Raw genomic sequence first — 18,734 nt, forward strand, 5'->3', positions numbered from 1 at the left:
ACCAGGCCGAGACGGCGATCGGCGAGGCACGCGACAGCGCCGAGCCGACGATCGCCCGCCTGGCCGGCCAGGCCGAAGCGCTGGCGCGCCGCGGCGTCGATGCCGTCAAGGACACCGCCACGCACGTGCGTGAACGCGCCGCCTCGGTCGGCGATGCGACCGTGCGCTACGTGAAGGACGAGCCGGTCAAGTCGATGCTGATCGCCGCCGCCACCGGTGCCGCGCTGATGGGGTTGCTCGCGCTGATCCAGAGCGCACGCCGCAACAGCCAACAGTAATCCCGGCAGTGACCCCGCCGTGGGCGCTGGACCGACCCGGCCGATTGGTGCGCCGCACCACGGCCGGGTTCGTCGCGTCCGCATTCGTCCACCGCTGTAGCTCGCCATCGGTGCTGCCATGATCCATCCACTGATCAAGCTCGTTGCCACACGACCCGAACTCGTCGCCGATCACCTGAGCGCCTATGCCGCGTTGATCGGCAGCGAAGCGCGCCAGGCGCAGAGCCGCTGGACCGTCCGCCTGCTGCTGACGGCGCTTGCGCTGTGCTGCGTCGGCGTGAGCGCGGTGCTCGCGGGCGTCGCGCTGATGCTGTGGGCGGTGACGCCCTCGCTGCAAGGCGACGCGGTGTGGGCGCTGTGGGCCGCACCGGCCGTGCCGGCGGTGGTGGCCGTGGTGGCCGGCGTGATGGCGCGGCGGCCCGCGGCCGAGCCGGCGTTCGCTGCAGTGCAGCAGCAGTTCGAGGCCGACGCACGCATGCTCGGCGAAGTGGGCGCGACATGACCCACGTCGAAGAAGCCCAACTCGACCCCGGCTTGCCCGTCGTGGTGCCGGCGCGCCCCCTGACCCCGAAGGAACGGCTCGCGGCCTCGCGCGAATCCATTCGTGCGGCGCTCGTGAAGGCAAGCGCCCCCCCCGATCCGAACGCCGCGCAAGCGCCGCAGGAACCCGGCTGGCTCGGCACGCTCGGCGATGCACTGTCGGACTTGCCCGCCGCCGCGATCGCGGTGCGCTGGTTGCGCCGCTGGTGGGCCGGCCATCCGTGGCGCACCACCTTCGAGTTCGCACGCGACGCAGGCCAGGAGCTCGCAGGCCCGCTGGCGAAGAAGCACCCGTGGTGGCTGCTGGCCGGCGCGTTCATCGGCGGCATGCTGCTGACGCGCGCGAAGCCATGGCGCTGGATATCGGGCGGTGCGTTGCTGGCCGGGCTGCTGCCGCGCTTCGACCTGGCATCGATCATCAGCTGGGTCAACCTCGCGATCGCGGACTTCACCCGACCGGCACCTGCAACGGCTGCGGCATCAGCAGCCGCACCCGCATCCGCATCCGCATCGGCACCCGCATCGGCACCCGCATCGACATCAGCGCCGTCGACATCACCGCCTCCGGTGCAACCGCCGCACATACCCGGCACCGACTACACCGTGCACTGAGCGTCGCCACGCTCTCTTGCTGAAGCGCGCCGCGGGCGCGCTTTCTCTTTTTGCCGATCGCAACACATGCCTTCAAGGCACCTGGTCGGCAAAGCATTCCGTCCTACATGCGCTCACGCCAGCGTCCGATGGCTCGGCCGAGGGGCGGCCCATAGAGTTGCCTCATCGACTCGACACCGTGCATCCACACCGCACCAAGGAGAACGACATGCTGAAGTGGGCCATCATCTTTGCAGCCATCGCGCTCGTCGCGGGCGTGTTCGGATTCACCGGCATCGCCGCCGGCGCCGCAGGCATCGCGAAGTTCCTCTTCGTGCTGTTCCTGGTGCTGTTCGTCGCCGTGGTCCTGATCGGATTGCTGGGCGCGAAAGCGATCAGCAACAAGTGATGTCCATGTTCTATTGAACGAATGCCGCGACACGGGCCCGCACGGGTGGGGGCCTGTTGTTCACCTTCCTGACGACCACCTGCACCACAACGTTTCCACACTGAAGGAGAACCACATGTTTGTCCGCAACACCCTCGCCGCTGTCGTGTCCGCCGTCGCCCTGCTGTCCGCCACCGGCTGCGCCGTGACGCGTGATCAATCGACCGTCGGCTCCTACGTCGACGACGCCGCCATCACCACCGCGGTGAAGGCCAAGTACGTCGGCAACAAGGAAGTCGATGCCTCGTCGATCAGCGTCGAGACGCTGAACGGCACGGTGCAGCTGTCGGGCTTCGCGAAGAGCGCCAGCGAGAAGAGCACCGCCGAATCGATCGCCCGCAACGTCAATGGCGTGAAGTCGGTCAAGAACGACATCCTGATCCGCCCGTAATCCTCACGACCCTCACGGCTCGTCCGTGTGAAGGCGCACCACCCTGCGGGGTCGTGCGCCTTGCGGCATTGAGGACAGGGCGCTCGGTGCGCCGTCTTCGCACACGATGCCCCTCTCCGGCACCCTGACGCCTGCAGCCAGACCTCCCGTCGAGGCCGGACGCGACAGCGTCGCATCGCAGGTCGACGAGACCGCGTCACCGCTCGACGACGGGCACCCCGGGCCGCTGCCGCGCTCGGCCCCTTCGGCGACGGTGATCGCGACCGTCGCGGTGATCGGTGCGCTGTGGTGGGGCCAGCGCTTCCTGGTGCCGGTGGTCGCCGGCCTGATGCTCGCGATGCTGGTCGCGCCGGTGGTGGCGGGATTGCGCCACCTGCTGCGCAGCCAGATGCTCGCGGTGATGCTGTCGCTGGTGCTGTTCCTCGCGATCGCGGCGCTCGCGTCGATGGCCTTCGGCGGCAAGCTGCTGCGCATGGTGGACCGCAGCCCCGAGATCATCCGCATGGTGGCCGAGCGCATCACGCCCACCGAGGCCGATGACGACTCGGTGCTCAAGCGCTCGCGCGATGCGCTGCAGGAGCTCGACCGCGCCGCGCAGAGCGTCGCCAATGGCGCGCCGCCACCGAAGCCGACGCGCCAGAAGCTGATCCCCGCCGCGCCGGCGCACACGCTGACCGAGACCGTCACGCTGTGGATGCGCGACACCGCGCTGAACGGCTCGACGATCCTGCTGAAGTTCGCCGGCGACCTGACCATCATCGTGTTCGTCGCCTTCTTCGTGCTGAGCGGCGGCAGCCCGCTCGCCGGCCGCTTCATCGACCTGTGGGGCGGGCGCTCGCAATCGCGCACGCGGGCCTGTCGCGCGCTGCACGAATGCTCGCGGCAGATCCGCATCTATGTCGGCGTGCTGCTGGTCACCAACGTGCTGATCGGCTGCGCGGTGTGGGCCGCGTTCGCCTGGGGCGAGATCCCCGATGCGGCGATGTGGGGTGTGACGGCCGCGGTGCTGCACGTCGTGCCGTATGTCGGCATGGGCATCCTGACGGCGTTCGGCGCGGCCGAGGCCTTTCTCGCGCACGGCACCGCCGGCGCGGCGATCGGCACGGCGGCCTACCTGGTCGTGGTGTCGACGCTGATCGGCACCGCGGTCGCGGCCTGGCTGCAGAGCCGCGCGGCGCGGATGAACGCCGCGGCGGTGTTCATCGGGCTGGTGTTCTGGGGCGCGCTGTGGGGCGTGTGGGGGCTGTTCCTCGGGCCGGGGCTGATCGTCGTGATGAAGGTCGTCGCCGAACATTCCCGCTCGGCCACGCGGCTCGCGCGCCTGATGGAAGGCTGAGCGTGGCGCAGGGCGAGGTCGCCGACACGCCGGGGCTCGCTGTCCGCCTCTGGCACCGGATGGTCGCGAGCGCGCCGGGGCGCGTCGTCTCGCTGGGCGTTCGCGCCATCAACCGCTTCATCGAATGCCATGGCGCCCGCCAGGGGGCTGCCGTCGCGTTCTACGCGGCGTTCTCGATGGCGCCGCTGCTGGTCGTCGTCACGAGCCTGCTGGTGTGGCTGCTCGGCGACCAGAGCGCGAACGCGACGATGGTCGATGCGGTCGGCCGCCTGCTCGGCCCGAGCGAGGCCCGCACGCTCGCGGACCTGCTGGCCAGCGCGCCGCACACCGCGACGACGCTGCTGTCGCGCGAACGGGCCGGCGGGTTCGCGGTGGCGGCACCGGTGATCGCGGTGGTGACGATGCTGGTCGGCGCGGTCGGCGTGTTCGTCGAGTTGCGCGCCTCGCTGCAGGAGATGCTGGGCGCGCCGCCGGAGCGCGGCTCGCTGTGGCGGCTGGTGCAGGTGCGCCTGCTGTCGATGGGCGTGCTGCTCGGCTGCGGCTTCCTGCTGGCAGTCGCGATGGTGCTGCAGGCCGTCGCGCTGCTGGCGATCCGCTGGGTGGTCGACCAGACCGATGCGCTCGGTCCGGCGCTCGGGCCGCTGCTGCAGTCGGTGGAACTGCTGTGGTCGTGGCTCGTGATGACCACGCTGTTCTCGCTGCTGATGGTGTGGCTGCCCGATGCGCACCTGCGCGCGCGGCATGCGTTCATCGGCGCGGCGGTCGCGGCGGTGCTGTTCCTGGCCGGGCGCTACGGGATCAATGCGTACATTGCCGGCACGGCGCTGCGCTCGACGCTGGGCGCCGCCGGATCGTTCGCGGCACTGCTGGTGTGGATCTACTGGTCGTGCCAGATCTTCCTGCTGGGGGCGGCGCTGGCGGTGGAAATCGGGGCGCACGAGCGCGTGCCGCAGGCRCCGCCGCTGGCCGCGTGAGCAGAGTTCAGGCCGGACGGCCGGCGGCGATCCAGGCCTCGGTGGCGCCCATCGTCACGCGGTAGCGCGCGCAGTTGAAGGCTTCGAGCTTGCGCAGCTCGTCGCGCAACAGCGGCGCGAAACCCGGTGCCTTGTCATCGCCGAGTTGCAGCGAGTCGATCGCATCGGCCAGGGTCCTGCGATCGCGCACGACCAGGCCGATCGCCTCGTTGAGGGATTCGCGGTACCGCAAGCGAAGCGGATCCGGCGCGCTCATGGCTTCCAGCACCACCGCGTACTTCGCGCACGAGCGGCGATAGGTCCAGTCGAACAGATCAACGGCCAGCGACACGTCCTGGCGCTCATAGACGCCTACCATCGCTTCGGCATAGTGGCCACGGTCGACGTCGAGGAACGCCAGTGGCGCGCGGTTGTAGAGCATCAACGGAATGTTGGCTGCCAGGCGGCTGGTGCGCTTGTTGCCATCCTCGAAGGGTTGCAGGTAGGCGATGTTGACCCACAGGAAGAAGGCCGCTTCGATCGGGTTCTTGACGAGGCGCGCCGTGTCGAGAACACGCTCCAGCATCTCGGCCAGCAGCGACGGCACCTGCGCCGGGAAGTACACCGTGTCGCTGATGTTGACGACCTTGCGGCGGATCGCGCCGAGGCCGTCGGTGTCGACCAGCAGGTCGCGCATCAGCACCGCATGCAGGTTGCGCACGATGCCCATCGAGAGCCCCTGCTCCGGCACCGCGTCGACCATGAACTCGATGGCGTTCTTGTGGTTCAGCAGCATCACGGCGTCGTTGTCTTCGCCCGTCAATCCGCTCTTGAACAGTTCCTCGGTGTCGAGGCGCGAATAGCGATTGCCCTCGAGGCGCGACGACGACCACGAGAGGTCGATCAACAGTTGCTCGAGCACCTTGCGTGCATAGGTGCCGGCCGGCTGCTGGCCCTGCATGCGGCCGAGCTCGGCCAGCTCCTTCGCGAGGGCGGCCGGCAGCATCGCGCTGTCGTTGGGGCGGTAGTCCTCGACGAACCCGCGGCGGTAGGTGACCGGCGAGCGGGAGCCCAGTGGTTGCTGCAGTTCCTCGCGCAGCGCCAGTGCCGCGGCCGACCAACGAGGCTGCACCGGCGAGCGGTGGTATGGCGGTGGCGCGGGCGCACTCACCTTCAGAGGCCCGGGCAAGCGGTAGCGCGTGGCGCGGGCCTGGCCCTCCCTGACGAGTTCACCCGAGGACCACAGACGAGCCAGCAGGCGCTTGACGGTCATCGCGCCCGCACCGCTGCGCTCGATCAGCTGGGACGAGCTGACCTCGTCGAAGCCTTCATCGCGCAAGCGCGTGATCAGCTCCAGCAGGCGGCGGTGATCGATTCCAGTCATCGGGTCCGATTCGAACGATTCGGTCCGATTATCAATGAATCGGACCTATCAGACCAAAAAAAGGCCCGCAATGCGGGCCCTTCGTACGTCTGTCAGCCGGAATCAGCGGCTGAAACCACCCTGGCGCGGGCGCTGCGGCTTGCCGAAGCTGCCCTTGTTGCCGCCGGGGCCGCTTGGCTTGCGCGGCGCGAAGCCGGCGCTGTTGCCGCGGTCGGCCGGCGCGCGGTCGAACGCATGGCGCGGTGCGCCATCGTGCGGCGGACGGTTCGCGAACGGGTTGTCGCGGCGCTGCTCCGGGGCCGGGCGATCGAACGAACCGCGCGGCGCGAAGCCGTCCGGGCCGCGGGTCGCAAAGCCTTCATTGCGCGGCGCGAAGCCTTCGTTGCGCGGCGCAAAACCTTCGCCGCCACGCGGGGCCGGCCGGCCGAAGCTCTTGCCACCCTGGTGGCCGCCACGGCCCTGGCCGAACGGCTTGCCGCCGAACTTGCCTTCGGGGCGGGCAGCGAACATGCGCGGTTCCGGCGACTTCGGCTCCAGGCCGACGATCGTCGCGACCGGGATGTTCTGCGTCGTGAAGGCCTGGATGCGGCGGATCATGCCGGTGTCCATGCGCTCGGCCAGCGTCACCGCGAGGCCGTTGCGACCGGCGCGGCCGGTGCGGCCGATGCGGTGCACGTAGTCTTCGGCCTTCATCGGCAGGCCGTAGTTGATCACGTGGCTGATGGTCGGCACGTCGATGCCGCGCGCGGCGACGTCGGTGGCGACCAGCACGCGCAGCTGCTTGTTGCGCAGGCCCTGCAGCACGCGGGTGCGGCGGCCTTGCGGCATGCCGCCGTGCAGCGATGCGACCGCATGGCCCATGTCGGCCAGGCGATCGGCGAGCCAGTCGGCATCGCGCTGCGTGCTGGTGAACACCACCGCCTGCTCCATGTCGCGCTCGGTCAGGATGTGGTCCAGCAGCGCGTTCTTGTGCGCGCCGTTGTCGGCCCAGTGCAGGCGCTGCTCGATGTTCTCGTGCGTGTCGGTGTGCGAGGTGACCTCGATGCGCTGCGGATCGCGCAGCAGGTCCTGCGCGAGGCGGCCCACGTGGCCGGCGAAGGTCGCGCTGTACATCACCGTCTGGCGGTCTTGCGGCAGCTGGTCGGCGATGGTGCGGATGTCGTCGATGAAGCCCATGTCGAGCATGCGGTCGGCTTCGTCGAGCACCAGCATCTCGACGTTCTCGAGGATGGCCTTGCCGTTCTGCAGGTGGTCGAGCAGGCGGCCGGGGGTCGCGATCAGGATGTCGAGCGGGCCGCGCAGCGCCTTCAGCTGGCCGCCGTAGGGCACGCCGCCGACGACGGTGGTCACGCGCAGGCCCTGCACGTGCTTGCCGTAGGTCACGGCGGCCTTGTCGACCTGCATCGCGAGTTCACGGGTGGGTGCCAGCACGAGGATGCGCGGGCCGTAGACCATGCCCTTCTCGCGGCGCTTGGTGTTGTCGCCACGGGCGGCGAGGATGCGCTGCAGGCCGGGCAGCACGAACGAGGCGGTCTTGCCGCTGCCGGTGCTCGAGGCGACCATCAGGTCCTTGCCTTCGATGGCCGGCGGGATGGCGCGGGCCTGCACGTCGGTCGGCGTCTCGTAGCCGGAATCCTTCAGGGCTTGCAGCAGGGCCGGGTTCAGGCCAAGGGAATCGAAACTCATCGTCTTCTTTCTCAAACACGGTGCCGCCGGCCCGCAAAGGGCACGGCACGACACCAACGTGCATCAAGCGCACGCGGATCAGTCGCTGGGGAGAAGGTCCGAACCCAGATCGGCGAGAACGCTCGCGCCGGTGCCGGGGAACATGGGAACAGTCAAAGCGACGGCATCGCCGCCAACCATTCCCGCAGAGCCCTGGGAATCCCTGAAAGGGGTCCCGGAGTTCGCCGCGGAGTTCGAACAGGCCGCAAGGCCGTGTAAGCGGCCCTGGGAAGACTCGATGAGGTCAGAGGGGATGAACGAAACGCCCCGCATGTCCAGTGACAGTGCCGAGGCGAAGCGCGGAGTATAGGGCGCTGCGGGTTTTCCCGCAAGTCTCAATGCCCTTCGGATCCGTCGGGCTCCGCTTTGCGCCGGTCGCCATGCCGCGCCGGCTACGCGGCCTGACCGCTCTTGCCTGACCGCTCCTACTTCGCCAGCAGGTGCTCGCGGTAGTACGCGAGCTCGTCGATCGATTCGTGGATGTCGGCCAGCGCGGTGTGCGCCTGCGCCTTCCTGAAGCCGGCGAGGATCTCCGGCTTCCAGCGCTTGGCCAGCTCCTTCAGCGTGCTGACGTCGAGGTTGCGGTAGTGGAAGAAGGCTTCCAGCTTGGGCATCGTGCGCGCCAGGAAGCGGCGGTCCTGGCAGATGCTGTTGCCGCACATCGGCGAGGTGCTCTTGCCGACGTAGCGCTTCAGGAAATCGATCACCTGCGCCTCGGCCGAGGCCTCGTCGATGGTCGACGCCTTCACGCGGTCGATCAGGCCGCTGCGGCCGTGCGTGCCCTTGTTCCAGGCGTCCATCGCGTCGAGCGTCGCGTCGCTCTGGTGGATCGCGAACACCGGGCCCTCGACGCGCTGCGTCAGCTGGGCATCGGTGACGACGACCGCGATCTCGATGATGCGGTCGGTGTCCGGGTAGAGGCCGGTCATCTCGAGGTCGATCCAGATCAGGTTCTGGTCGCTCTGCTGCAGCGGGCTTGCGATGTCGCTCATGGTTTTCTCCTTGGGGGCATTCTCGCCGACCGCGCCCTACACTTGCAGCCCATGCAAGCCATTCACCTGACCCTGCTGTTCGCCGCCGCGCTGCTCGCCTCGCTCGGGCTGCGCCTGTGGCTCACGACGCGCCAGATGCGCCACGTCGCGGCCCACCGCAGCGCCGTGCCGGCCGCCTTCGTCGGCAAGGTGTCGCTCGAAGCGCACCAGAAAGCGGCCGACTACACGCTCGCGAAGGGCCGCTTCGGGCTGGTGACGATGGCCTTCGGCGCCGTCGTGCTGCTCGGCTGGACGCTGCTCGGCGGGCTCGACGCGCTGAATGCCGTGCTGCGCGATGCGGTGGCCCCGCGCTTCGGCGGCCTCGCCTACCAGCTGGCGCTGGTGTTCGCGTTCTCGGTGATCGGCGCCGTGCTCGAGCTGCCGTTCGAGCTGTACGCCACCTTCCGGCTCGAGGCACGCTTCGGCTTCAACCGCATGACCTGGCAGCTCTTCGTGCGCGACCTCGTCACCAACACGCTGGTCGGCATCGCGCTCGGCCTGCCGATCGTCGCGCTGATCCTGTGGCTGATGGGCGCGGCCGGCGCGTACTGGTGGTTCTGGGCCTGGCTCGCGTGGACGGCGTTCGGCCTGTTCGTGCAGGTGGTGTACCCGCTGGTCGTGATGCCGCTCTACAACAAGTTCGAGCCGCTGCCCGACGGCTCGCTGAAGGAGCAGGCGCTCGCGCTGATGGCGCGCTGCGGCTTCACCGCCCAGGGCTTCTACGTGATGGACGGCAGCAAGCGCTCGGCCCATGCGAACGCGATGTTCACCGGCCTCGGCAAATCGAAGCGCGTGATCTTCTACGACACGCTGATCAACAAGCTCAGCCCGCCCGAGATGGAAGCCGTGCTGGCGCACGAGCTCGGCCACTTCAAGCTGCGCCACCTGCTCAAGCGCAGCCTGACGATGACGGTGCTGAGCCTGCTGGCCTTCGGGCTGCTCGGCTGGCTGTCGAACCAGGCATGGTTCTACCTGGGCCTGGGCGTGCAGCCCTCGCTGGCGGCACCGAACGACGCGCTGGCGCTGATCCTGCTGATGCTCGCGATGCCGGTGTTCAGCGTGTTCGCCACGCCGCTGGCGGCGCGCGTGTCGCGCAAGCACGAGTTCGAGGCCGACGCCTACGCCTGCTCGCAGGCGGACGGCCAAGACCTTGCCGCGGCCCTGCTGAAGCTGCACGAAGACAATTCGACGACGCTGACGCCGGACCCGGTGTACGCGCGCTTCTACTATTCCCATCCGCCGGCCACCGAGCGCCTGGCGGCCCTTCAATCGCAGACGCGCCCCCAGGCGCATCCCCAACCGAGCTGAACCATGAGCAACCTGCTGCACCTGAAATGCAAGGCGCTGGAAGGCGCCGACGCGATGGGCCCGAACGAGGTCCGCAGCCACCTGGCGCAAGTCAGCGGCTGGCACCTCAATGAGGGCGCGATCGAGAAGACCTTCAGCTTCAAGAACTACCACGAGACGATCGCGTTCGTGAACGCGCTGGCCTGGATCGCCCACAGCGAAGACCACCATCCGGAACTGGCCGTCAGCTACGACCGCTGCGTCGCGCGCTTCAACACGCATTCGGTCGGCGGCATCTCGCTGAACGACTTCATCTGCGCGGCCAAGGCGGACGCGCTCGTCGCCTTCCTCGCTTGAGCCACGCGATCGCGCTGGACACCGGGCTGGTGGTCGCCGGCCACGGGCGCCACTACATCGTCGAGACGCCGGACGGCGAGCGCATCGTCTGCCACCCGCGCGGCAAGAAGAGCGACTGCGTGGTCGGCGACCGCGTGCGCTGGCAGGTCACCGGCGATGAAGGCGTGATCGAGCATGTGGACCCGCGGCGCAACCTGCTGTTCCGCCAGGACGAGTGGAAGACCAAGTCGTTCGCCGCCAACCTCGACCAGCTGCTGGTGCTGGTGGCGGCCGAGCCGGTGTTCAGCGAATCGCAGCTCGCGCGCGCGCTGATCGCGGCCGAGAGCGCCGGCATCCCGACCCGCATCATCCTGAACAAGTCCGACCTGCCGCAGATCGCTGCGGCCCGTGAGCGGCTGAAGCCGTACAGCGCGATGGGCGTCGACGTGATCGAGCTGGCGCTGAAGACCCGGCCGCAGGAGGCACGCGACCGCCTGGGCCCGCTGCTGGCCGGGCAGGCGACGCTGGTGCTGGGGCCGAGCGGCACCGGCAAGAGCACGCTGATCAACCTGCTGGCACCGGACGCGCGTGCGCAAGTGGGCGACATCTCGGTCGCGCTGAACTCCGGCCGCCACACGACGACCTCGACGCAGTGGTACTGGCTCGACGCCGAACGCACGACCGGGCTGATCGATTCGCCGGGCTTCCAGGAATTCGGGCTGCGGCAGATCGAGGCGCAGCAGCTCGCGATGCTGATGCCGGACATCCGCGCGGCCGCCACCGACTGCAAGTTCTACAACTGCACGCACCAGCACGAGCCCGGCTGCGGCGTGCTGGCGGCCTTGGCGCGCGGCGAGATCAGCGAATCGCGGCACCGCATCTACGGTGAGATCCGCGAGGAGCTGGGCCGGCAGCGGTTCTGATTCGCCTCCCCGGATTGGCATCCGGGCTACAGATCTGGTAGCCCGGATGCCAATCCGGGATTCAATCAACCGATCAGGTTCGCCAGAGACAGCAAGGCCAGCAGCAGCATCCACAGCACCACCGAGCGCCACACCAGCCCGACGATGCTGCGCAGGTGCCCGGTCTGCGGCGGCGCTCCCGGCGTCGAGCCTTCGGCGTTCGACAGCTCGTCCGGTGCCCCGCTGTCGAAGGTCTTCGAGCGGTCGGGCGTGACACCCGGGGCCGCGCTGCCGCCCAGCTGCACGCCCACCGCACCGGCCGCCGCCGACAGGATGATGCCCTCGTTCGCGTGCTTCCACAGCCCGGCATCGCGGCGCCAGCACGAGACCGCCTCCTCGAAGTTGCCGACCACCGCGAAGCCGAAGGCCGTCAGCCGTGCCGGCAGGTGGTCGATCAGCCCGAACAGGCGCTGCGACAGCGCGAGCAGCCGTTCGTTGACCGGCGCACCGACGGTGCGGCTCTTGAAGGCCCAGTAGCGGCTCGCGAACTCGGCCATGCGGTAGAACACCGCGCCGGCCGGCCCGAGGCCGAGCGTCGACAGCACGACGAACCAGAAGAAGACGCCGAACACATGGCGGTGCGCGGCCAGCAGCGAATGCTCGATCACGTGGCGCAGCAGCTCGGCGCGCGGCAGCTCGCTGGCATCAAGGTGGCGCCATTCGGCCAGCAGCCGGCGCGCGGTGAGTTCGTCGCCGCGCTCGAGCGCATCGCGGATGTCGGTGAAGTAGTGGCTGAACTGCCGGAAGCCCATCGTCAGGTACAGCACGACGACGTTCCAGGCGAGTGCCGCGACCAGGCTGAAGCGCACGACGATCGCGAAGACGGCCCAGGCCAGCAGCGCCGGCACCAGCGTCGTCACGCACCAGACGACCCAGGCGTGGTGGTCCTGGCCCGCATCGAAGTTGCGGCCGGTCCAGCGCATCCAGCCGGTCAGGCCGTCGTGCACGAAGTTGCGGCGCGGCAGCGGCTTCAGTTGCTCGATCAGCAGCGCGAACAGGACGGCGAAGAAACTCATGGCCCGCGATGATAGCGGCGAGGCCCCGTCCGGCGCTGGCTACGCGGCGAGGAAGCGGTACAGGTTGCGCAGCATCGCGGCGGTGGCCCCCCAGATGAAGTACTGGCGCGGGCGGCCGTCGGCGCCGACGCCGGTCCACGGCATCGACAGGAACTCGCGCCGCGCGCCGCCCACCTCGACGCTGTGCCGGCGGTGGTTGGCCGGGCTCATCAGGAACGCGAGCGGCACCTCGAACACCTCGGCGACCTCGAACGGGTCGGCCTGGATCGTGAAGCCCGCGCGCAGCAGCGCGACCACCGGCGTCACGATGAAGCCGGTGCCGGTGGTGTAGGTGGGGAGGCTGCCGAGCACGTCGACGTAGTCGCGCGCGAGGCCGATCTCCTCGGTCGCCTCGCGCAAGGCGGTATCGACGGCGTCGGCGTCGTAGCTCTCGGCGCGGCCGCCGGGAAAGCTGATCTGGCCGGGGTGGTCGGTCAGGTGGTCGGTGCGCTGGGTCAGCACCACGCACAGCACCTCGCGCTGCACCAGCGGCACCAGCACCGAGGCGTGGGCCGGCGCGCGGGACACGAAGGCGCGCTCGGCGGCGATCTCGGGCGACCAGGCCGGCGGCGCGAGGAAGCGGCTGCGCAGGGCCTCGGGCGACAGGTGCGGCAACGCGACGGCGGGGAGGTGATCGTCGATGCCCTCGACGGGCAGTTCCAGCGGGTTGAAGCTCAGCGGCATGGATCGATTGGACAAGAAAAAAGCCGCCTCGGGGAGGCGGCTTCTTCATGACCGTACGCGGGTACGGATCAGGCGAGCTTCTCTTTGATACGCGCCGACTTGCCCGAACGGTCGCGCAGGTAGTACAGCTTGGCGCGGCGCACGTCGCCACGGCGCTTGATCTCGATCGTCGCGATCAGCGGGCTGTACAGCTGGAACGTACGCTCCACGCCTTCGCCGCTGGAGATCTTGCGCACGATGAAGCTGGAGTTCAGGCCGCGGTTGCGCTTGGCAATCACGACACCTTCGTAGGCCTGCAGGCGCTTGCGGGTGCCTTCGACGACGTTGACGCTGACGATCACCGTGTCGCCGGGAGCGAAGGGGGGAATGGTCTTGTTGAGGCGAGCAATTTCTTCTTGCTCGAGGGTCTGGATCAGGTCCATGGGGTTCTCCTGTGATCTTGCCGGCGCGGTTGCTGATTTTGATGTGGCCACTCAAGAAGAAGGCGGCCACGCCCGGTAGAGGATCGAAAAGCCCGCGATTATAGCCCGAGGCCGGCGAGGAACTTCTCGTCGAGTTTGCTCAGTTCGCCACGCTCGCGGGCGGCGGCGATCAATTCCGGGCGGCGCCGGGCGGTGATCTCGAGCGAGCGCTCGCGCCGCCACCGGGCGATGTCGGCGTGATGCCCCGACAGCAGCACCGGCGGCACCGGGTCCGGTCCGGCCGGGGCGTCGAGCACCTCGGGGCGGCTGTAGTGCGGGCAATCGAGCAGGCCGTCGGAGAAGCTGTCCTGCTGGTGCGACTGCGCATCGCCCAGCACGCCGTCCTGCAGCCGGGCCACGCCGTCGAGCAGCGCGAGCGCCGGCAGCTCGCCGCCGGACAGCACGAAATCGCCCAGGCTCAGCTCCAGCGTGACATGGCGGTCGATGAAGCGCTGGTCGATGCCCTCGTAGCGGCCGCACAGCAGCACCGCGCCGGAACCGGCCGCGAACTCGCGCATCACCGATTGATCGATGCGCCGGCCGGTCGGCGTGAAGTGCACGACGGCGACCGTCGCCCCGTCAGGACGCTCGCTGCGGATGGTGGTGAGCGCACGCTCCAGCGGCTCGACCAGCATCACCATGCCGGGGCCGCCGCCATACGGCCGGTCGTCGACGCGGCGGTAGTTGTCGTCGGCGAAGTCGCGCAGCGGCCACAGCCGCACGTCGACCTGGCCGGATTCGAACGCGCGGCGCGTCACGCCCACGGTGAGGTGCGGCGAGAAAAGCTCGGGAAACAGCGTGACGACGTCGAAGCGCATCAGCGGGGGATCAGTAGTCCAGGCCCCAGTCGACGGTGATGCGGCGCTCGGCCAGGCTGACATCGTCGACATAGGCGCCGACGAAGGGGATCAGCCGCTCCTCGGCCGGCGTCGCCGCGGCCAGGCGCAGCACGCTGTGCGGGCCGGTGTCGATCAGGCCGGCCACCGTGCCGAGGGTCTGGCCCTCGCGGTTCACGACCGTCATGCCGATCAGGTCGACCCAGTAGTACTCGTCCTTGCCGGCGGTCGGAAAGCTCGATCGGCCGATGAAGATGCGCGCACCGCGCAGGGCCTCGGCCCCGTTGCGGTCGGCGACGTCCTGCACCTGGGCCACGACGCCATCGCCGTGCTCCTTGACCTGCACGACCTTCAGCAAGGGCGGAAAGGCTGCTGCGGCGGTCGCCGGCAGCTTGACGCCTTGCGGCTCCGGCGGTTTCAGGAACCACCGGCGCGAAGAAAAGAGGGCCTGGGGATCTGCAGCGAAAGGCTGGACGCGAATCCAGCCCTTCACGCCCCAGGCATCGAGAACCCTGCCGATCTCCACCGCATCCTCGGGCCACGCGGGATCAGACATCCCGGCAGGCCCCGGCGCGGCGGTCATCGACACGTTCTCGGCAGCACTCAGGCTGCTGCAGCAGCAGCCGGCGTCGCGGCCTTGGCCTGCTCGACCAGGCGAGCCACCGTCGCCGACGGCTGGGCGCCGTGGGCAACCCAGTGCTCGATGCGGTCGAACGCGACGCGCAGCGGCTGCTCGCCACCGGACGCCACCGGGTTGTAGAAGCCGACGCGCTCGATGAAGCGGCCGTCACGGCGGACGCGCGAATCAGCGACGACGATGTTGTAGAACGGACGCTTCTTGGCGCCACCACGTGCGAGTCGAATCACGACCATGTTGTTTCCTTGAGATTATCGAAAACATCCACCGCACCAGGAGACACTCAGGGCAAGCAGATCGGAGGTCGGTGCCGTAGATACGCCAACCCTCCGGGTCGACCGTCACCGAAACCCGGCATTATAAACTCGCCAGACCACCCCCGCCAGCCATCATGTCCGAGAGCCCCATCACGATTCGCGCCAGCACGGCCGCCGATCTCCCCGCCATCACCGCCGTCTACGGCTGGAACGTGCTGCACGGCACCGGCACCTTCGAGCTCGAGGCGCCCGACCTCGCCGAGATGACCCGCCGCCGCGACGACGTGCTGTCCAAGGGCCTGCCGTGGCTGGTCGCCGAGCGCCGCGGCGAGGTGCTGGGCTACGCCTACGCGAACCACTTCCGCCCGCGCCGCGCCTACCGTTTCTGCCTCGAGGACTCGATCTACCTGTCGGACGCCGCCCGCGGCCAGGGCGCCGGCAAGCAGCTGCTGGCCGCGCTGATGGCGCAATGCGAGGCGCTCGGCGCGCGCCAGATGCTGGCGGTGATCGGCGATTCGGCCAACGCCGGATCGATCGGCGTGCACCGCAGCCTCGGCTTCGAGCACACCGGGCTGCTGAAGTCCGCCGGCTGGAAGTTCGAGCGCTGGCTCGACGTGGTGCTGATGCAGCGCGCGCTCGGCACCGGCGATGCCGTGCCGCCTGCGGCGGGCGAGTGAGCATGACCAAATCGAAGACGCTCGCGACCTGGATCGCGCTGGTCGGCGGCAGCCTCGGGCTGCACCGCTTCTACCTGCACGGCCCGCGCGACGTGTGGGCCTGGCTCTGGCCGGTGCCGACGCTGATCGGCGCCTACGGCGTGCTGCGCGTGATCCGCATCGGCCAGGACGACCCGCTCTCGTGGGCGCTGATCCCGCTGCTGGGCATCGCGATCGCCGCGGCCATGCTGGCCGCCATCGTCTACGGCCTGATGCCCGACGAGAAGTGGAGCCTGCGCTTCAACCGCGGCGAGCCGGTCAACCCGGCCGGCTGGGCGGCGGTGATCGGCGTCGTGATCGCGCTGCTGCTGGGCGCCACCGTGCTGATGGCGACGATCGCGTTCGGCGGCCAGCGCTACTTCGAGTACCAGGTCGAGGAAGCGCGAAAGATCAGCCAGTGATCACGGGAACATCGTGAAGCTGACCCAGTAGGCGATGGCGGCGACGAAGGCGGCGGCCGGGATCGTGAAGATCCACGCCCACACGATGTTGCCCGCCACGCCCCAGCGCACCGCCGACGCGCGCCGCACCGAGCCGACGCCGACGATCGCGCCGGTGATGGTGTGCGTGGTCGACACCGGGATGCCCAGCGCGGTCGCGAGGAACAGCGTCATCGCACCGCCGGTCTCGGCGCAGAAGCCGCCCACCGGCTTCAGCTTGGTGATCTTCTGGCCCATCGTCAGCACGATGCGCCAGCCGCCGAACATCGTGCCCAGCCCGATCGCCAGGTAGCAGCTGCCGATCACCCAGCCCGGTGGCGCCTTCGAATCGGCCGCCGCGTAGCCGGTGGCGATCAGCAGCATCCAGATGATGCCGATGGTCTTCTGCGCGTCGTTGCCGCCGTGGCCCAGGCTGTACAGCCCGGCCGACAGCAGCTGCAGCCGGCGGAACCAGTTGTCCACGCGCAGCGGCGAGCTGCGCCGGCAGATCCAGGCCACCGCCACCATCGCGAGYGAACCCAGCAGGAAGCCGAGCGCCGGCGAGATGAAGATGAAGGCGACGATCCACAGCAGCCCGCCACCGACCAGCGCGCCGATGCCGGCCKTCGCGATCACCGCACCGCAGATGCCGCCGATCAGCGCATGCGACGAGCTCGACGGAATGCCGTACCACCAGGTCACGACGTTCCAGACGATCGCGCCGATCAGCGCACCGAACACCACGTGATGGTCGACGACGCCCGGCASCACGATGCCCTTGCCGACGGTGGCCGCCACCGTCAGGTTGTGGAACACCGAGATCGCCAGCACGTTGAAGAACGCGGCGAAGATGACCGCCTGCTGCGGCTTCAGCACGCCGGTGGACACCACGGTGGCGATGGAATTCGCCGCGTCGTGGAAGCCGTTCATGAAATCGAAGACGATGGCCAGCGCCACCAGCAGCGCCACCACCCAGAAGGCGACCTGGACCGATTGCATCGGGGGCCCGCCGGATCAGGAGTTCTCGAGGACCACGCCCTCGATCAGGTTGGCCACGTCCTCGCAGCGGTCGGAGATCGATTCGAGCTGCTCGTAGATCGCCTTCAGCTTGATCAGCTCGCGCACGTCCTTCTCCTCGCGGAACAGCTTCGACATCGCGGCGCGCATCACCCGGTCGGCATCGGACTCGAGCTTGTCGATCTCCTCGCAGGTCTTGATCGCGGCCTCGCTCGCGTCGTGCTGGTTCAGCCGCGGCAGCAGCGACACCGCGTGCTGCACGCGCTCGCAGCACTTGGCGCTCAGGTCGCCGAGGCGCAGCACCTCTTCGGTCATCGTGCGCACGTCGTACAGCTGCATGGTCTCGGTGGCGTCCTGCAGCAGGTCGACGATGTCGTCCATCGCGTTGATCAGGCCATGGATCTGCTCGCGGTCGATCGGCGTGATGAAGGTCTTGTGCAGCAGCCGGTTGACCTCGGCGGTGATGCGATCGGCGGCGCGCTCGGCGGCCACCACCTCGTTCGCATGCTTCTCGCGCAGGTTGAGGTCGTTGTAGTTCTCGATCATCGCGATGAAGGCGCGCGCGCCTTCGACGATGAACGCGGCGTGCTGGTTGAACAGCTCAAAGAAATTGCCTTCGCGCGGCAGCAGCTTGCCAAACAGCATCGGGGTCTCCTGGGATCGGCCGCGCCGTCGTCGCGCTGTCACCAAATTTTCACTGGGCGCAGTGTAGCCGGGCGGTTCAGGCCAGCCGGGGCTGCGCGCCGGGGTCGAAGAACTCGCGCGGGCCCTGGAAGCCGGCCAGCCGGTCCAGCAGCGCGCGCCAGTCGGCCTCGCGCTCGATCGGGTTGAAGTGCTCGGTGTCGATCGCCAGCACCGGCGCCGCGTCGAAGCCCTCGAACCAGGTGGCGTAGGCGTCGGCCAGGCGCTGCAGGTAGTCGGCGGCGATGCGCTGCTCCATCGCGATCGCGCGGCGCTGGATGCGCTGCTGCAGCGTCGCGGTCGGCGCCTGCAGCCAGACCACGAGGTCGGGCTGCGGCACCTGCGGCGCGAGCTGGCCATACATCTGGCTGTACAGCCCGTACTCCTCGTCGCTCAGGTTCAGCCGCGCGAAGATCGCATCCTTGGCGAACACGAAATCGCTGACCACCGCCTGCGAGAACATGCCCGGCTGCGCCAGCGAGCGCACCTGGCGCAGCCGCTGGAACAGGAAGAACACCTGCGTCTGGAAGGCGTAGCCGGGCTGGTCGGCATAGAAGCGCTCCAGGAACGGGTTCTCGCCCGCCTGCTCCAGCATCGTCTCGGCCCCGAGGTGGGCGGCCAGCCGGCGCGCGAGCGAGCTCTTGCCGACGCCGATCGGCCCTTCGATCGCGATGTGCCGGAAGCGCTCCAGGCCCGCGCTCATCGGAAC

The 18,734-nt window shown here is 69.1% G+C and carries 24 protein-coding genes; 12 read left to right on the forward strand and 12 right to left on the reverse strand.

The window, feature by feature from the left end; all coding sequences use genetic code 11:
- From AC1DXV_RS11030 to AC1DXV_RS11060, 7 genes are all read left to right on the forward strand, one after another.
- Positions 1-278 (forward strand): hypothetical protein (locus AC1DXV_RS11030; protein ID WP_477933554.1); only part of this gene is annotated, 278 nt, incomplete at its 5' end.
- A 118-nt stretch (positions 279-396) separates the two neighbouring features.
- The gene (locus AC1DXV_RS11035; RefSeq protein WP_477933556.1) at positions 397-780 is read left to right on the forward strand and encodes a hypothetical protein; all 384 of its coding nucleotides are present in this window, start codon (positions 397-399) and stop codon (positions 778-780) included.
- The gene (locus AC1DXV_RS11040; protein ID WP_477871570.1) at positions 777-1,430 is read left to right on the forward strand and encodes a hypothetical protein; all 654 of its coding nucleotides are present in this window, start codon (positions 777-779) and stop codon (positions 1,428-1,430) included. The genes AC1DXV_RS11035 and AC1DXV_RS11040 overlap by 4 nt, the downstream gene beginning before the upstream one ends.
- A gap of 208 nt (positions 1,431-1,638) precedes the next feature.
- Positions 1,639-1,818, forward strand: coding sequence for a DUF1328 family protein (locus AC1DXV_RS11045; RefSeq protein ID WP_047584709.1), 180 nt, complete (start codon positions 1,639-1,641; stop codon positions 1,816-1,818).
- Positions 1,819-1,933: 115 nt separating this feature from the next.
- Complete coding sequence (locus AC1DXV_RS11050) at positions 1,934-2,248, forward strand: BON domain-containing protein (protein WP_477871568.1); 315 nt, start codon at positions 1,934-1,936, stop codon at positions 2,246-2,248.
- 106 nt (positions 2,249-2,354) lie between these two features.
- Positions 2,355-3,584, forward strand: coding sequence for an AI-2E family transporter (locus AC1DXV_RS11055; protein WP_477871566.1), 1,230 nt, complete (start codon positions 2,355-2,357; stop codon positions 3,582-3,584).
- Positions 3,585-3,586: 2 nt separating this feature from the next.
- Positions 3,587-4,558 (forward strand): YihY/virulence factor BrkB family protein, encoded by a 972-nt coding sequence (locus tag AC1DXV_RS11060; protein WP_477933558.1) that lies wholly within the window; start codon positions 3,587-3,589, stop codon positions 4,556-4,558.
- A 7-nt stretch (positions 4,559-4,565) separates the two neighbouring features.
- On the opposite strand, the gene AC1DXV_RS11065 is transcribed toward AC1DXV_RS11060, so the two are convergent.
- The 3 genes from AC1DXV_RS11065 to orn form a co-directional block, all read right to left on the reverse strand.
- Positions 4,566-5,921: a Fic family protein gene (locus tag AC1DXV_RS11065; RefSeq protein ID WP_477933560.1), complete on the reverse strand. Its 1,356-nt coding sequence runs from the start codon at positions 5,919-5,921 to the stop codon at positions 4,566-4,568.
- Positions 5,922-6,023: 102 nt separating this feature from the next.
- The gene (locus AC1DXV_RS11070; protein ID WP_477933562.1) at positions 6,024-7,607 is read right to left on the reverse strand and encodes a DEAD/DEAH box helicase; all 1,584 of its coding nucleotides are present in this window, start codon (positions 7,605-7,607) and stop codon (positions 6,024-6,026) included.
- A gap of 464 nt (positions 7,608-8,071) precedes the next feature.
- Positions 8,072-8,638 (reverse strand): oligoribonuclease, encoded by a 567-nt coding sequence (gene orn, locus AC1DXV_RS11075; protein ID WP_047500730.1) that lies wholly within the window; start codon positions 8,636-8,638, stop codon positions 8,072-8,074.
- A gap of 51 nt (positions 8,639-8,689) precedes the next feature.
- On the opposite strand from orn, the gene AC1DXV_RS11080 reads away from it, so the two are divergent.
- The 3 genes from AC1DXV_RS11080 to rsgA are packed head-to-tail and all read left to right on the forward strand — an operon-like array spanning position 8,690 to position 11,223.
- Positions 8,690-9,985 (forward strand): M48 family metallopeptidase, encoded by a 1,296-nt coding sequence (locus tag AC1DXV_RS11080; protein WP_477933564.1) that lies wholly within the window; start codon positions 8,690-8,692, stop codon positions 9,983-9,985.
- A 3-nt stretch (positions 9,986-9,988) separates the two neighbouring features.
- The gene (locus AC1DXV_RS11085; protein ID WP_465111142.1) at positions 9,989-10,321 is read left to right on the forward strand and encodes a 4a-hydroxytetrahydrobiopterin dehydratase; all 333 of its coding nucleotides are present in this window, start codon (positions 9,989-9,991) and stop codon (positions 10,319-10,321) included.
- Positions 10,318-11,223 (forward strand): ribosome small subunit-dependent GTPase A, encoded by a 906-nt coding sequence (gene rsgA / locus AC1DXV_RS11090; protein ID WP_477933566.1) that lies wholly within the window; start codon positions 10,318-10,320, stop codon positions 11,221-11,223. The genes AC1DXV_RS11085 and rsgA overlap by 4 nt, the downstream gene beginning before the upstream one ends.
- Positions 11,224-11,288: 65 nt before the next feature.
- Here rsgA and AC1DXV_RS11095 read toward each other — a convergent pair whose 3' ends face one another.
- From AC1DXV_RS11095 to rpsP, 6 genes are all read right to left on the reverse strand, one after another.
- Positions 11,289-12,278, reverse strand: coding sequence for a CobD/CbiB family protein (locus AC1DXV_RS11095; RefSeq protein ID WP_169671792.1), 990 nt, complete (start codon positions 12,276-12,278; stop codon positions 11,289-11,291).
- 39 nt (positions 12,279-12,317) lie between these two features.
- The gene (locus AC1DXV_RS11100) at positions 12,318-13,001 is read right to left on the reverse strand and encodes a CoA pyrophosphatase (protein WP_477871727.1); all 684 of its coding nucleotides are present in this window, start codon (positions 12,999-13,001) and stop codon (positions 12,318-12,320) included.
- A 68-nt stretch (positions 13,002-13,069) separates the two neighbouring features.
- A complete protein-coding gene (gene rplS, locus AC1DXV_RS11105) occupies positions 13,070-13,423 on the reverse strand; it encodes a 50S ribosomal protein L19 (protein WP_047500714.1) in 354 nt (117 codons plus the stop codon).
- 98 nt (positions 13,424-13,521) lie between these two features.
- Positions 13,522-14,280, reverse strand: a complete 759-nt coding sequence (trmD, locus tag AC1DXV_RS11110; RefSeq protein ID WP_477871725.1) for a tRNA (guanosine(37)-N1)-methyltransferase TrmD — start codon at positions 14,278-14,280, stop codon at positions 13,522-13,524.
- A 10-nt stretch (positions 14,281-14,290) separates the two neighbouring features.
- The gene (rimM, locus tag AC1DXV_RS11115; RefSeq protein WP_477933568.1) at positions 14,291-14,854 is read right to left on the reverse strand and encodes a ribosome maturation factor RimM; all 564 of its coding nucleotides are present in this window, start codon (positions 14,852-14,854) and stop codon (positions 14,291-14,293) included.
- A 47-nt stretch (positions 14,855-14,901) separates the two neighbouring features.
- Positions 14,902-15,171 carry a 30S ribosomal protein S16 gene (gene rpsP / locus AC1DXV_RS11120; protein WP_477872779.1) on the reverse strand — a complete coding sequence of 90 codons (270 nt, stop codon included), beginning with the start codon at positions 15,169-15,171 and terminating at the stop codon, positions 14,902-14,904.
- A 155-nt stretch (positions 15,172-15,326) separates the two neighbouring features.
- Here rpsP and AC1DXV_RS11125 point away from each other — a divergent pair, with 155 nt between their 5' ends.
- Together AC1DXV_RS11125 and AC1DXV_RS11130 are read left to right on the forward strand one after the other, a co-directional pair.
- The gene (locus AC1DXV_RS11125; protein ID WP_477872781.1) at positions 15,327-15,869 is read left to right on the forward strand and encodes a GNAT family N-acetyltransferase; all 543 of its coding nucleotides are present in this window, start codon (positions 15,327-15,329) and stop codon (positions 15,867-15,869) included.
- 2 nt (positions 15,870-15,871) lie between these two features.
- Entirely contained in the window at positions 15,872-16,309 is a 438-nt protein-coding gene (locus AC1DXV_RS11130) for an NINE protein (protein ID WP_477872783.1), read from the forward strand.
- Here AC1DXV_RS11130 and AC1DXV_RS11135 read toward each other — a convergent pair whose 3' ends face one another.
- The 3 genes from AC1DXV_RS11135 to AC1DXV_RS11145 form a co-directional block, all read right to left on the reverse strand.
- Complete coding sequence (locus AC1DXV_RS11135) at positions 16,310-17,326, reverse strand: inorganic phosphate transporter (protein ID WP_477933570.1); 1,017 nt, start codon at positions 17,324-17,326, stop codon at positions 16,310-16,312. It lies immediately after the preceding gene.
- Positions 17,327-17,341: 15 nt separating this feature from the next.
- On the reverse strand, positions 17,342-17,989 hold the full coding sequence (locus AC1DXV_RS11140; RefSeq protein ID WP_047584741.1) for a DUF47 domain-containing protein: 648 nt from the start codon (positions 17,987-17,989) through the stop codon (positions 17,342-17,344).
- Between the two features lie 76 nt (positions 17,990-18,065).
- Positions 18,066-18,728 (reverse strand): deoxynucleoside kinase, encoded by a 663-nt coding sequence (locus AC1DXV_RS11145; RefSeq protein ID WP_477873056.1) that lies wholly within the window; start codon positions 18,726-18,728, stop codon positions 18,066-18,068.
- Between the last annotated feature and the right edge of the window lie 6 nt (positions 18,729-18,734).

It is taken from the genome of Rhizobacter sp. P3_C12, from assembly GCF_056402735.1.

Coding starts and splice junctions, on each gene's coding strand:
- AC1DXV_RS11035 (WP_477933556.1), top strand. CDS start 397: ATGATCCATCCACTGATCAAGCTCGTTGCCACACGACCCGAACTCGTC.
- AC1DXV_RS11040 (WP_477871570.1), top strand. CDS start 777: ATGACCCACGTCGAAGAAGCCCAACTCGACCCCGGCTTGCCCGTCGTG.
- AC1DXV_RS11045 (WP_047584709.1), top strand. CDS start 1,639: ATGCTGAAGTGGGCCATCATCTTTGCAGCCATCGCGCTCGTCGCGGGC.
- AC1DXV_RS11050 (WP_477871568.1), top strand. CDS start 1,934: ATGTTTGTCCGCAACACCCTCGCCGCTGTCGTGTCCGCCGTCGCCCTG.
- AC1DXV_RS11055 (WP_477871566.1), top strand. CDS start 2,355: ATGCCCCTCTCCGGCACCCTGACGCCTGCAGCCAGACCTCCCGTCGAG.
- AC1DXV_RS11065 (WP_477933560.1), bottom strand. CDS start 5,921: ATGACTGGAATCGATCACCGCCGCCTGCTGGAGCTGATCACGCGCTTG.
- AC1DXV_RS11070 (WP_477933562.1), bottom strand. CDS start 7,607: ATGAGTTTCGATTCCCTTGGCCTGAACCCGGCCCTGCTGCAAGCCCTG.
- orn (WP_047500730.1), bottom strand. CDS start 8,638: ATGAGCGACATCGCAAGCCCGCTGCAGCAGAGCGACCAGAACCTGATC.
- AC1DXV_RS11080 (WP_477933564.1), top strand. CDS start 8,690: ATGCAAGCCATTCACCTGACCCTGCTGTTCGCCGCCGCGCTGCTCGCC.
- AC1DXV_RS11085 (WP_465111142.1), top strand. CDS start 9,989: ATGAGCAACCTGCTGCACCTGAAATGCAAGGCGCTGGAAGGCGCCGAC.
- AC1DXV_RS11095 (WP_169671792.1), bottom strand. CDS start 12,278: ATGAGTTTCTTCGCCGTCCTGTTCGCGCTGCTGATCGAGCAACTGAAG.
- AC1DXV_RS11100 (WP_477871727.1), bottom strand. CDS start 13,001: ATGCCGCTGAGCTTCAACCCGCTGGAACTGCCCGTCGAGGGCATCGAC.
- rplS (WP_047500714.1), bottom strand. CDS start 13,423: ATGGACCTGATCCAGACCCTCGAGCAAGAAGAAATTGCTCGCCTCAAC.
- trmD (WP_477871725.1), bottom strand. CDS start 14,280: ATGCGCTTCGACGTCGTCACGCTGTTTCCCGAGCTTTTCTCGCCGCAC.
- rimM (WP_477933568.1), bottom strand. CDS start 14,854: ATGTCTGATCCCGCGTGGCCCGAGGATGCGGTGGAGATCGGCAGGGTT.
- rpsP (WP_477872779.1), bottom strand. CDS start 15,171: ATGGTCGTGATTCGACTCGCACGTGGTGGCGCCAAGAAGCGTCCGTTC.
- AC1DXV_RS11125 (WP_477872781.1), top strand. CDS start 15,327: ATGTCCGAGAGCCCCATCACGATTCGCGCCAGCACGGCCGCCGATCTC.
- AC1DXV_RS11130 (WP_477872783.1), top strand. CDS start 15,872: ATGACCAAATCGAAGACGCTCGCGACCTGGATCGCGCTGGTCGGCGGC.
- AC1DXV_RS11140 (WP_047584741.1), bottom strand. CDS start 17,989: ATGCTGTTTGGCAAGCTGCTGCCGCGCGAAGGCAATTTCTTTGAGCTG.
- AC1DXV_RS11145 (WP_477873056.1), bottom strand. CDS start 18,728: ATGAGCGCGGGCCTGGAGCGCTTCCGGCACATCGCGATCGAAGGGCCG.